The following is a 12,814-nucleotide window of genomic DNA, read 5'->3' on the forward strand; positions in this document are numbered from 1 at the left end:
GCACCACGAGGACGCCGCACACCGGCGACCGCACCGCGCCCCTCGCGGGGTCAGTGCTCGCGCGGGGCGGGCACCACACGCTCCACCTCGGGGTGGACCGTGAGCAGCTGGCGCATGGCCGTCTCCGCCGCCGTGCCGTCGCCGGTGCCGAGCGCGTCGACGATCCGCGCGTGCTGGGCGAGGGACGCCTCGTTCGGCCGGTCACAAGCGGTGACCGGACCGCCGGAGACCTGGAGCGCCGCCGAGACGATGCCGGAGAGGTGCTCCAGCATGCGGTTGCCCGCGATCTGGATGAGCAGCGCGTGGAACTCGGTGTCGGCCCGCGAGTAGGTGAGCGCGTCGCCCTGGGCCATGGCGTGGCTCATGATCTCGACCATGTCGCAGAGACGCTGCTGCACCTCCTCGCGTCCGTGCCCGGCGGCGAGGCGGGCGGCGAGCGGCTCGATCGTCCAGCGCAGCTCGCTCAGTTCCCGGCGCTGGTCGTCGCGCTGCGGCCCGAAGGCCCGCCACTCGATGATGTCCGGGTCGAGCAGGTTCCAGTCGCTGACGGGACGCACGCGCGTGCCGACGTTCGGGCGGGCACTGACCAGGCCCTTGGCCTCGAGGACGCGGAGGGACTCGCGGACGACGGTGCGGGAGACCTCGAAGCGCTGGCCGATCTCCTCCGGCACCAGCGGACGGTCCGCGCCCAGGTCGCCGGAGACGATCATCTGTCCCAGCTGCTGGACGAGTTGTCCGTGCAGCCCGCGTCCGCGGCTGCCCGCGGCCCGCCGGCCGACACGGCCCAGCTCCGGGTCCCCGCCGTCCCAGACGGGCGTACCGACGCGGTCGGTCACCGGGGCCTCGGCGTAGGGGTAGCGGTCGAGTTCGCCCGGGCCGGCCAGACCTGAGTCGGCGGAGCGGGCGGCGGTCATCATGGTGTGCGCAAGGGTACTCACGGATCCTTTGTCGGCGCCGCCTTCAACTCCCTTGAGGTCTTTGGTGAAAAGCACACGAAAGGGTGATCGCTCACAGCGTCGCAATTGACGCCTTATCGGAAAGAAATGGGCTTTCTGCGGGGAGTTGTGCGCAGAGCAGGAACGGAAGCGGGCGGGCGGCTGTCATCGCAACCTGGTACGCAGGGCAGTGAGGAAGTAAGCGCAGAGGAGCCCCGCGAGCGACAACGCCAGTGCGCATGCCACCGGTTGAGCGAGCACCCGCGCGGCCGCGAGCAGAAATCGCTCCCCTCCGAAGGGCCACTGCAGCAGAAGCACCTCGTGCAGCCGCACGGGGAAGTCGGCCGCCATCCTCGTGGCCGGCCCCTGCAGCGCCTTGTGCACGACGGGCACGCCGAGGACGGGTACGGCGAGGACGGCGGCCAGTCCGGCCGTCGTGGACCGGAACACACCGGCCGCCAGTACACCGGCCCAGGCGCAGCCGACGACCAGCCCGAACCAACTCGCGGTCAGCGAAAGCCAGTCCGCGGGAACTTCTGTCAGCTCCCGTCCGTAGACGACGTAGAGCACTTCGGCGTCGCAGCCCAGGGTGAGGAAGGCGAGCAGCGCCGCGGTGGCTCCGGAGACGAGGAGTTTCGCGGTGAGCAGCCCCAGCCGGCGGGGGACGGTGCCGCGGTCCGCCGCCAGGGCGGGGTGGCGGAACTCGTCCCCGAAGGCCAGAGCTCCGAGCAGCCCCGCCGCGAGCGCCGCGGGTGGCAGCGGCAGCTCCCGCGGCCATGCGGCGAACAGCCGGGCCTGCGGGGTGTGACCGATCCGCGCCAGGAGTACGGCGGTGAGCGCGGACACGACCAGTACGGCGCCGCAGGTGAGGAAGCCGGTGCCGATGCCGGCGGCACGCCGGATCTCGTAGCGGAGCGGACGCAGGGGGCTGCGGGCGGGGCGGACGGGGATGGGGGGCGGGAGAGAGGAGGAGGCGGCCTGGGCGCGGGCTCCGTCGGCAGGGGTGGCGCGGCCGGTCTGCGGTTGCCGGGCGCCGGGGTTCCTGGCCCCGGGCAGAAGGGTGCGGGCACCGGCGATGGTCGCTGCGGGTCCGCCCGTGCCACTGGTCTGCGTTTCGACGGCAGCGGCGACCCCGTTGAGACCGGCTTTCGGGACGGGCGTCGGGTCCGCGGACCGGCCGTCGGGTCTGCCCGGCGTCGCGCCGGCCGCGCTCTCCTCACCGGAGTCGGTGAGGCCGTTCGCCGTGCCGTCGGCCGAGGAGGCCGCGGCGGCCGCCGACGCGTCGTGAACCGGGGTGCCGGAGAAGGTCACCGGACGATCCGGCTCGGGTCCTTGCTCAAGGACCCGGCCGGGCGCTGGCCGCGCGTCGTCGGTGGCGCACACCCGCTCCGGCGCCGAAGGGCCGGGCGCCGACTGCCCTTCGGCGACCGGATGCAGGCCGCTCCGGGCCCGCTCCGCCTCCGTCGCCGACGGGTCGGCCGGGGTGTGCTCGCGCTGTCCCGGCGGCTGCCCGGCTGCCGTGGCGTTCTCGGACGGCAGCCCTGATCCCCGGTTGCCCGATCCCGGCACGGGCCGGCCGAAGACCGCCTCGGCCAGGGAGAGGTCGAGTTCCTCGGTGTCCGGCTCCGCGGTACGCCGCTCCCCCACCGGCTCCGCGGTACGCCGCTCCGCCACCGGGAAACCGGCGGTCGTGGCCTCCCGCGGTGCCGTGGGCCTTGCGGGCACAGATTCCGCCGGCGGTGCGTCGGCGACGCGGCCAGGGCCTTCGGGTGAGCCGACGAGTGCGCCCCGGCCGGCTTCCGATGTGGGTTCCGGCGCCGTGCCGTCGGGCACCCCGCCTCCGCTCCCCGCCCGCACATGGCCGGCCGAGGCGCGCTGCCGCTTCCGGTGCGGGACGTCGGAGGCCACCGGGTTCCGCTCCGCCTCCGTGCGCTGCGGCGTGGCCTGCCGGTCCGCCTGCGGCGCGTCCGGTACGGCCTGCCGGGACTCGGCGGACCACGCCCCGCCGTCGGCTCCGGCCCCCGGCCCCATGTCGCCGACCTCGTCGGCCAGTTGATGGACCAGGATCCCGTTGCGGAACGCGATCTCACCGACGTCGGCCGTCGTGCTGCCGTACACCGAGAGGCGGTTGCCGCCCTCGCGTACGACTTCGACGGAGCGACGAGCAGTGCGGGCCTCCTTGGCGAGGAGGGCCGCGAGGCGTACGGCGTGGGGGCTGCGGACGGCCACGCGCGGACGCAGCCGGGTGCGGGCGAACGCCCTGGCCTCCTGGTCGGCGACGACTCTGCCGCCGTCGAGCGTGACGACCCGGTCGGTGGTGCGTGCGGCCTCCTTCGGGTCGGCCGTGGTGAACAGCACCGTGCCGCCCTGGGCGGCATGCGCCCGCAACATGCCGTGCAGCCACTGGGCCTCCCGGGCGGAAAGGCCGTCGGTGGGTTCGTCCAGGACGAGCGTGTGCGGGTCGGGCAGCAGGGCGCAGGCCAGGCCGAGTCGACGGTCCATGCCGCGCGACAGCGCGCCGAGGCGCTCCTCGCGGAAGCTGACGAGCCCGACCACTTCGAGGACTTCGTCGGCTCGCCGCGCGGGGACTCCCGACGCCGCACACAGCATGCGCAGATGGCCGCGGACCGAGCGGGCCGGATGGCCCGGTACGTCGCCGAGGAGCACCCCGACTTCGCGCGACGGATGAGCGATCCGGTGCAGTGGCCGGCCCCTGAAGTAGGTGCTGCCGCGCCCCTGTTGAAGCTCGAGCATCAGTCTGAGCGTCGTCGTCTTACCCGCGTCGGCGCCCCCGAGGAGCGCGGTGACGTGCCCGGCGCGCGCTTCGAAGGAGACGTCGTCGACGGCGGGCGGATGCGCCTTGCGGGGATTGCTGGTCAGTCCGAAGGCCTGGATCACCTGCAGCAAGATAGCGCGACATATCCGTTTTTTCCGGTATAAGGCGGCTTGCGGGACAATACCGTGCGGCCGGGCCCCGCTCTTGTCCGCCGTTCGATGGAACCGGCGCTCAGCACCGGCCCCCGGCGAGCCCACTGCCGGGCGCGGCCGCCGTCCCTCGGCTCAGACCTCGGGCCGCAGCATCGGCGGGTTGAGCAGGGTGGCGCCTCCGGCCCGGAAGAGCTGGGCCGGCCGGCCTCCCTGGCGCGTGGTCGTCCCTCCTGTCGGGACGAGGAAGCCGGGGGTTCCGGTGACCTTGCGGTGGAAATTGCGCGGGTCGAGTGCCACTCCCCATACCGCCTCGTACACGCGGCGTAGTTCCCCGACGGTGAATTCGGGCGGGCAGAAGGCGGTGGCCAGTGACGAGTACTCGATCTTGGAGCGGGCGCGTTCCACTCCGTCGGCGAGGATCTGGGCGTGGTCGAAGGCGAGCGGCGCCAGGGGCTCGCCTTCGCGGCCGTAACCGCCCTGCTGGAGAAGTTCTTCGACCGGCGCCCAGCGCGCGTCGCCGGCGTCGCCGCCGGCCCGCGGTGCGGGCAGGTCGGGCGCGAGCGCGAGGTGCGCGACGCTGACCACGCGCATGCGGGGGTCCCGCTTGGGGTCGCCATAGGTGGCGAGCTGCTCCAAGTGGGCTCCGTTGTCCTGGGCCGGAGCCGAGGGATCGTGGGCGCACAGCCCTGTCTCCTCGGCCAGCTCGCGCGCCGCGGCCTGGGACAGGTCCTCGTCGTCCCGTACGAAGCCCCCGGGCAACGCCCAGCGCCCCTGGAAGGGGGGTTCGCCCCTGCGTACCGCGAGCGCGCACAGGGAGTGGCGGCGCACGGTCAGTACGACCAGGTCCACAGTGACGGCGAAGGGCGGAAACGCTGACGGGTCGTAGGGCATGCGGCGATCATAGTCGTCTGCCTGACGATAAACACTCCCCTGCTCGGTCGCATCGGCCGGTTCCGCTTCGTTGCGGCCATGGGAGGCGGTCCGGCTCGTGTCGGTCGACCCGGTGGCGTCCTCCGTGGTCATCCTTCGCGTCCGGGAACGTCACGTGCCCAGTTGCAGGCCGTCCGCCGCCTCCTCCACCATCGCGAGCCCCAGCCTGCTGACGCGCACGGCGAAGGGGGCGCCCGCGACACGCAGTCCGCTGAGGCCGAGTTCGCCGAGCGGGGCGCTCCGCACGGGCCGCAAGGTGACCGTGCGGGCCGGGGCGTCGGGACGGATGCCGGTGAGGGCGGTGAGCAGCAGGATCACGCAGGCCGCTGCGGTGGCCGCCGGGCGGCAGGCCGCGGGGTGCGGAAGGGGTGCGGAACCGGCTGAGCGCTGTTCGCCCGCGAACATCTCCGGCAGTCGGTGCCCGAAGTGTTCCGCCGCTTCCAGCAGGCCCTTCAGCAGGCCGACGGCTTCCTTCTCGTAGCCGGCTGCCACCAGTCCGGCGACCGCGAGTGCGGTCTCCTGGACCCGCACCGCCCCTGTCCGGTGACCGAACGGGTTGTGTCCCGCCTCCTTGGTGCCGAGGCTCCGCAGTCCCCAGCCCGCGTCCATGGCGGGTGTGCCGAGCAGCCGGGCGAGGTGTTCGGTCCGCACCTTGTCGAGCAGGCCCGGAGCGAGCCGGCCGGCACCGAGCAGACCGGTGTCGAGGAGGTGGACGGCGCTGGCGCTCAGGTGGGGCACGGGCCGGCCGTCCGGTGCCAGGGCCGCTGCCGGGCGTCCGCCGCGGTCCTCGAGCCAGAAGCCGGACCGAAAGGCCGCCCTGAGGGTCTCGGCCCATCGGCGCAACTCCGTGGCGCCCGGTCTGTCACAGGCTTCGAGGAGGTCGGCGCCGAGCAGGGCGGCGCGATGTGCGTGGGCCTGGGTCTCGCAGCGGACCGGGCCCGCGGGGTGCGGGTCGGAGAGGTAGGTGCCGTCGCCGACGGTGGTCCGCAGCCAGGTCAGGCAGCGCTCGGCCGCGGGCAGCAGTTCCTCCGTCTCCTGGTCGGGCAGCCCCCAGCGGCGGGCTTCGGCGAGCAGGACGGGGAAGAGCAGTGTGGCCTCCGTTGCCGTGCAGCTCGGCGGGAGGTGCGGGCCGGCGTCGCGTCGTGGGCCGGGGATCAGTCCGGCCCGGGTGCCAGGTCCCGGGAGCTGGGTGCGGGCCAGGACGCGCAGGGTGCCCGCGGCGAGGCGGGTGCCCAGGGGCAGCGTCATACGGGCGGCGGCGAGGGCTTCGGCCGGAGCCATGCCGCAGCGCCAGGGGGCGCCCGCCGCGAGGTAGGTGTCGGCTGGGTGTGCGGGGTCCCGCAGGAGCAGTGCCCGGAGGTCGGCGACGGCCGAGTCCAGCAGCGGGGCCAGCCGGGTGTCGTCGCCCTCCGCCCGCGCGGGGGCGAGCGGGTTGGTGACGGCATGTCCCGCGGCACGTAGCGGGCCCGCGCCTTCGAGCCGCACTCTGAGTTCCACGACTGCCGCCTCGCCAGGTGGCAGTTCCAGTTCCCAGCGCAGCAGGCCGGCGGAAGCCAGGGCGTCTGAGGGCGGCGGATCGGCGGTGACGCAGGCCGCGGCGTCGGTCGTGGCCCAGCGCAGACCCGCGTCGTGGACGCTGGCCGGGAGTTCGGACCCCGCCGCACCGGCGGCGATGGCGCCGAGTTCCGCCAGGTCGGTGCCGAGGGCGACCTCGACGGGCAGGCGCAGTGCGCGCATGGCCGCATTGCGGAGTGTGATCCGTTCGGTTCCGTCGGCGTGGCGTGTGCGTTCGACCACGACGTCGGGGTCGGGGCCGGCTGCCGGGGAGGCGCGCAGCGTGCCCACGAAGCGGGCGCTGTCGGCTCCGGTCATCCTCGCCAGCACCGGCAGCGGTTCACGCCCCGCCACCCGGACCTGGCATCGGGAGAGCAGCCGCCTACCGCCTCGGTAGAACCCGTCCAGGCCCAGGCCCGCCAGCTGTCCCCGCTCGCCGGAGATGGCGAGGCCGGGAAGTGCCACGCAGATCAGCGCCGAGTGCGTGGTCGGCACGCCTCCGGGCGCCGGGCGGGTGGCCGGGGGTGTCCGTGGCGGCGGGGCCGCTGCGGGCCGGTTCGGCCGGGCGGGGAGGGGGAAAGGGTGGCCGTCGTGGCCGGCCGGGGGCTGAGAACGTGCTCCCACGGACGGCGGAAGTGGAGGGCTGGGGGTCTTGGGCGTGCGGGGGCGGGGGCCGTCCGTCATGAACGGCCCGTGCCGGCCCCGGGGCGGACGGTCGCCGGCGGTGGAGGGTGGAGTCGGCTGCTGGTGCATGGCGTGGCTTCTTCTGTGCTCGGTGCGCCTCGTACGTGCTGCGCGGCCGGTGGGTCGCCCCTGCCCCATGGAGTAGGGGAAGTACGGCGGCTGAGCCCGTCCAGGCGTTCCGCCACTCAGGTGAACGGAACGGAACTCGCCCGGGTCACGGCTCGTGAGGGGGAAGCCGACCGAACGGTGGCGTGACCGGCCGACGGGAGTGTCCGCCGGCGCACTCCCCACCAGGTCGGTCTTGGCACCGCACCGGAAGTTCACTCCGGTGGCGCGCGGGGCCTCCCCCAGGCGACCCCGGTACGCACCGGGAACTCGCCCGGGTGCCGTGCGGAGGCTCGCCAGCCCCCATTGAGCACGACACCGCATTGGGAGTTCGCTCCGGTGGCGCGCGGGGCCTCCTACGGTCTCCTTGGGCGCCCCTCCGGCGTTCGGGCGAAGGCCGTCTCCGTGGACGGCCCTCCGACCAGCCCGGCGAAGGCCATCTCCATGGGCGGCCCTCCGACCAGCCCGGCGAAGGCCATCTTCATGAGCGGCCCTCCCACCATTCCGGCCAAGGCCATCTCCATGGACGGTCCTCCGACCATTCCGGTCGAAGCGTCTCGGTGGACGGCCCTCCGACCAGCCCGGCGAAGGCCCTCTCCATGGGTGGCTCTCCGCCCACTCCGGCCACTCCGGCGAAGGCCGTCTCCGCGTGCGCGCCTTCGGCCATTCCGGCGAGGGCCGCGGCCGCCCGGACTCGGGTCGGCCCATGCTCATCCGTCCCCCTCGGCCGGCGGGCGGCCGCTGTCCGACGGGACGCCGCTGGTCGTGGCGTCGTCCAAGGCCGTCGCACGCGTACGCGTGGTGCGCGGGCCGTGGGTGCCGGGCCGCGTGGCCTCGGCGGCGGACGAGCGGGGACGGGAGTCGGCCGGCCTGCGTCGGCCGGCCTTCGCCCGGGCCGGGTGACGGCCGTCGTCGCCGTCCGCGCCGCGCGCCCGGCGACGACGCTGCACGCCGGTGCGGGAGCCGGGCCTCCGGTCGTCCGTCGAGCTTCCGGGCGCCGGGGTGTGAGACTGCGGGGACTCGGCGAGAGCGGGCCGCTGCGCCTGCTGCGTGTGTTCCGGCGCCTGGCGCGTGGGTTCGGTGCTCTGTCCGGGCGTGTGTCGCGTGCTGTCGGCGCGCAGGCAGCGACGGACCGCTTCGGGATCCAGGCCCTCGTTGCATGCCTGGTGCAGCAGCCGGGCGAAGAGGTAGTCGGGGTCCGCGCCCAGGGCCATGGCCAATGCCTCTCGCGCCTCCAGTTCGTCACCCGTGGACCAGGCGACCCAGCCCGCGAGGGTCAGCGGTGCGGCGGCGTGCTCGCTGTAGGGCCCGACGCAGCGGCGGGCCAGGGCACGCCAGAGCCGGAGCGCAGGACCTGCCTCGTCCCCCTCCATCCAGGCGGCGGCCCTGTCGCGGGTCGTGCGGTCCTGAAGCCCGAGGATCATGGTCGCCGCCTCGTCGTCTCCGAGGAGCCCGTCGTCGCGTACGTCCGCCGGATGCGCGCCGGAGACCGGTGCCGCCGCGGCGAAGCGGCGGATGGCCCGCTCGGCGCAAGCGAGGGTTTCCTCCGCCACCTCCTTACGGGCCGTCTCGTCCAGGATGCGGGGCACCAGGCTCATACCGGCCGCGTCCAGGGCGATCTCCTGCCCCAGAGCCGCGGTGGTCTCCCAGGGTTGCAGCCTCGCGCGCAGTTCCCTCAGGGTGCCGCGCACCTGGATGCCGGCGTAGGTGGCGGCCGCGGCGAGCACGGAAGTGCCGGGCAGGCCCATCGGGGAGCCGTCGTCGGGACAGCAGTCCTTCGCCGGGCAGCAGTAAGACCAGAAGCGGCCGTCCGAGATGCACAGGGCCTCGATCACCGGCACGTCGAGGCTGCCGCACTCGGTGCGCATCAGCTGGGCCAGCCCCTCCAGCCGTCGTTTGACGTCGCGACCGGACTCTCCAGGGCCCGGTTCCTGGCAGACGTAGGCCACCATCCGCTCGGGCCGGGTGCCGCGCCGCTCGCTGCCGGTCACCAGCCCGCGGGCCAGTTGCCGGGCGGCCGCCTCCCAGTCCTCCTCGCTCGCGGGGATGCCGAGCCGGGCCCGGCCGCCGAACCTGCCTCGGCCGCCGCGGTCGTGCAGGGCGACGAGCACCATGCTGTCCTCCGGGCGATAGCCGAGCAGGTAGGGCAGGGCGTCGGCGAGTTCGGCCGGAGTGCGCAGGGTGACCTGTGCGGTGTGCTCGGCCGGCCCGGCCGGCGGCTCCTGCCCCGGGATGTCGTTGTTTCCGAAGGGTCCGATGGCTTCGCTGTGATTCGTCATGCGCCGACGATCCCGCGGATCTTGTGAGTCCGCTTGAACCTGTGGATAAGTCGGATCAGGGACACGACAAAGCCCCCGCCGTCGTCCACAGAACCGGCCCGGGCCCGCCCGTTGTCGGTCCCGTCCTGTTGTATGGAACGCATGGAGCACACGAGCAACGCGGATCTCCGGGCACAGGCGGACGCCGTCCTCGCCCGGCTAGTCGGGGATGCCACGGGCACCGCCCGGCTGCGGGAGGACCAGTGGCGGGCGATCGAGGCACTGGTCGCCGACCGGCGCCGGGCCCTGGTCGTACAGCGCACGGGCTGGGGCAAGTCCGCGGTGTACTTCGTGGCGACCTCACTGCTGCGGGCCGGAGGAAGCGGGCCCACGGTCATCGTCTCGCCCCTGCTCGCGCTCATGCGCAACCAGGTGGAGGCCGCGGGCCGGGCCGGTATCCACGCCCGGACCATCAACTCCGCCAACACCGAGGAGTGGGAGTCCGTCCAGGCCGAGATCGCTGCGGGCGCCGTGGACGTGCTGCTCGTCTCTCCGGAGCGGCTGAACAACCCCGACTTCCGTGACCAGGTCCTGCCCAAGCTGTCCGCCGCCACCGGCCTGCTGGTCGTGGACGAGGCCCACTGCATCTCCGACTGGGGCCACGACTTCCGCCCCGACTACCGCCGGCTGCGGACCATGCTCGGCGACCTCCCGCTCGGCGTCCCCGTGCTGGCCACCACCGCCACGGCCAACGCGCGGGTGACCGCGGACGTCGCCGAGCAGCTCGGCACGGGCGGCACGTCCGACGCGCTGGTGCTGCGCGGGCCGTTGGACCGGGACAGCCTGAGCCTCGGCGTGCTGCGACTGCCGGACGCCGCGCACCGGATGGCGTGGCTCGCCGACCATCTCGACGACCTGCCGGGCTCCGGCATCGTCTACACACTCACCGTCGCCGCCGCCGAGGAGGTCACCGCCTTCCTGCGGCAGCGCGGGCACACCGTCGCCTCGTACACGGGCAAGACGGAGAACGCCGACCGGCAGCAGGCGGAGGACGACCTGCTCGCCAACCGCGTCAAAGCCCTGGTCGCCACCTCCGCGCTCGGCATGGGCTTCGACAAGCCGGATCTCGGATTCGTCGTCCATCTCGGCTCGCCCTCCTCTCCCATCGCCTACTACCAGCAGGTCGGCAGGGCCGGTCGCGGCGTCGCACACGCCGAGGTACTGCTGCTGCCGGGCAAGGAGGACGAGGCGATCTGGGAGTACTTCGCGTCGCTGGCCTTCCCCTCCGAGGACCTGGTCCGGCGCACCTTGGACGTCCTCGCCCGAGCGGACGGGCCCGTGTCCCTGCCCGCGCTGGAACCGCTGGTCGAGCTGCGCCGCTCGCGCCTGGAGACCATGCTCAAGGTCCTCGACGTGGACGGGGCCGTGCGCCGGGTCAAGGGCGGCTGGGTCGCCACCGGACAGCCGTGGTCGTACGACGCCGAGCGCTACGCCTGGGTGGCCCGGCAGCGCGCGGCCGAGCAGCAGGCGATGCGCGAGTACGCGACCACCACCGAGTGCCGGATGGAGTTCCTGCAGCGCCAGTTGGACGACGAGGGCGCCAAACCCTGTGGCCGCTGTGACAACTGTGCGGAACCTCGCTTCACCTCCGGCCTGTCCCCGGCTGCCCTGGACGCCGCACGGAGCGACCTCGGCCGTGCCGGGGTGGAAGTGGAACCCCGTCGCATGTGGCCGACCGGGCTGCCGGCCATCGGCATCGAACTCAAGGGACGTATTCCGGCCGGGGATCAGGCCTCGCCGGGCCGTGCTCTGGGGCGTCTGTCGGACATCGGCTGGGGCAACCGGCTGCGTCCGCTGCTCGCGCCCCAGACACCGGACGCCGCGGTGCCCGACGACGTGGCGCGCGCTGTGGTCGACGTACTGGCCGGCTGGGCGCGGGGCCCCGGCGGCTGGGCCTCGGGTGAGCCGGACGCGGCCGCCCGTCCGGTGGGCGTGGTCACGGTGGCCTCGCGCAGCCGCCCCCAGCTCATCCGCTCCCTGGGCGCCCGTATCGCCGAGATCGGCAGGCTCCCCCTGCTCGGCTCCGTGGAGTACGCGGCGGACACGCCCCGGTCGCCACGCAGCAACAGTGCGCAGCGACTGAAGGCGCTCGACGGTGCGTTGACGGTGCCGCCCGCTCTCGCGTCGGCACTCGCCGAGGCCGACGGTCCGGTGCTGCTGGTCGACGACTTCACGGAGACGGGCTGGACGCTGGCGATCGCGGCACGGCTGCTCCGGAAGTCCGGAGCCCGCGGCGTGCTGCCGCTGGTTCTCGCCGTGCAGGGATGAGGGGTGCGTCGCCGCCGGCTCCTCGCCGTCCCGGACGAGCCGGGGGTGCCGCTGGTTGCTCGCCATGCAGGACGAGCCGGGGGCGCCGCTGGTCCCTCGTCGTACAGGACAAGCGGTGCGTTGCTGCTGGTCCTTGCCCTGCGGGAGCGCTCACACAGCGGCTCGGGACGGCTCGTCGGAGCGTGGCGGGGCTCCTCAGGCGTCATCCGCCAAACCTTTGGGTAGGGATATAAGCCACGCACCGCCAGATAACAGTCGGCGGCCCCAATTGCTCGTTGCCGCATCCAAGTTCGACGGGAAGAATTGAGGTCCGCTACCCGCACGACTCGTCCGTGACCCGGTTGGGTTCCGTTGCGGTGCGCGCTCCCCCGAATCCGACCTCGCCCGCAGTATGGGCGCGTAGCCGAAGGGAGGAACGTGACCTTCGGATTCGCATCGTCCTCGGCGGCCTCGTTGTCGACGTCAGCGTCCGCCGCTTCCGCCAGTCGCCTGCTCGAGCCGGCGGAGTGGGCCTCCGCCGGGATCCCACTGCTGCGCAACCCCCGTGAGGTCGTCAGCGGGCTGCATGCCCGTCACGAGCCGAAGCCTCTCACGGCGATCGTGGCGGTTCTCGACCCGGACGAGCGGCTGCGGGCCAGCGCCTCGTTCACGCGCCGTCCCACGCCGGCCGACGGCTGGATGTTCCGCAACGCGCTGCTGGCCCAGCTGCGCCGGGTGATTCCGCACGACCTGCGTCGCCGCACCCCCGTGCGCACGGCTGTGCTGCTCTACTGCCGTGAGGGCGAGGCGCGTTGGACCGAGGAGGACGGCGCCTGGATGTGGGGGCTGCGCGATGCCTGCACGCTGCACGGGCTGCGCTGCGGGGCGTACATCACGCTGACGCACGACGGCTGGCAGGTCCTCGGCGAGGGACGCGGCGGACGCCGGCCCAACGCGCACTCCGCTCCCGAGCCCTTCGCCACGTCGGAGGCCCCACCGCTCGTACCGCGCACGGGCGGGCCCGTCTCCGAGGTGCTGCGCCGGGCAGCCGCTCGCTGACCTGCGCGGCTCGGGTGGTACGGCGGCCCGTACCACCGACGGCACAACCCGGCC

7 protein-coding genes are annotated in these 12,814 nt (G+C 73.9%); 2 read left to right on the forward strand and 5 right to left on the reverse strand.

Features of this window, described 5'->3' with window-relative positions; translation table 11 throughout:
• Window positions 1–50: 50 nt before the first annotated feature.
• From JK361_RS29480 to JK361_RS29500, 5 genes are all read right to left on the reverse strand, one after another.
• Complete coding sequence (locus JK361_RS29480; RefSeq protein WP_201823800.1) at window positions 51–938, reverse strand: FadR/GntR family transcriptional regulator; 888 nt, start codon at window positions 936–938, stop codon at window positions 51–53.
• Between the two features lie 162 nt (window positions 939–1,100).
• Entirely contained in the window at window positions 1,101–3,833 is a 2,733-nt protein-coding gene (locus JK361_RS29485) for an ABC transporter ATP-binding protein (RefSeq protein ID WP_372448751.1), read from the reverse strand.
• Between the two features lie 162 nt (window positions 3,834–3,995).
• The gene (locus JK361_RS29490; RefSeq protein ID WP_201823811.1) at window positions 3,996–4,754 is read right to left on the reverse strand and encodes an NUDIX hydrolase; all 759 of its coding nucleotides are present in this window, start codon (window positions 4,752–4,754) and stop codon (window positions 3,996–3,998) included.
• 150 nt (window positions 4,755–4,904) lie between these two features.
• The gene (locus tag JK361_RS29495) at window positions 4,905–7,031 is read right to left on the reverse strand and encodes a glycogen debranching N-terminal domain-containing protein (RefSeq protein WP_372448752.1); all 2,127 of its coding nucleotides are present in this window, start codon (window positions 7,029–7,031) and stop codon (window positions 4,905–4,907) included.
• Between the two features lie 815 nt (window positions 7,032–7,846).
• Window positions 7,847–9,415: a DUF4192 domain-containing protein gene (locus JK361_RS29500; protein WP_201823815.1), complete on the reverse strand. Its 1,569-nt coding sequence runs from the start codon at window positions 9,413–9,415 to the stop codon at window positions 7,847–7,849.
• 141 nt (window positions 9,416–9,556) lie between these two features.
• Between JK361_RS29500 and JK361_RS29505 the strand changes: the two genes are divergently transcribed.
• Both JK361_RS29505 and JK361_RS29510 read left to right on the forward strand, forming a co-directional pair.
• Window positions 9,557–11,722, forward strand: coding sequence for a RecQ family ATP-dependent DNA helicase (locus JK361_RS29505; RefSeq protein ID WP_201823817.1), 2,166 nt, complete (start codon window positions 9,557–9,559; stop codon window positions 11,720–11,722).
• Between the two features lie 417 nt (window positions 11,723–12,139).
• Complete coding sequence (locus JK361_RS29510; RefSeq protein WP_201823819.1) at window positions 12,140–12,760, forward strand: hypothetical protein; 621 nt, start codon at window positions 12,140–12,142, stop codon at window positions 12,758–12,760.
• Window positions 12,761–12,814 lie beyond the last annotated feature (54 nt).

Source organism: Streptomyces musisoli (assembly GCF_016741855.1).
In the GTDB taxonomy this organism is placed as follows: Bacteria; Actinomycetota; Actinomycetes; order Streptomycetales; family Streptomycetaceae; genus Streptomyces; species Streptomyces musisoli.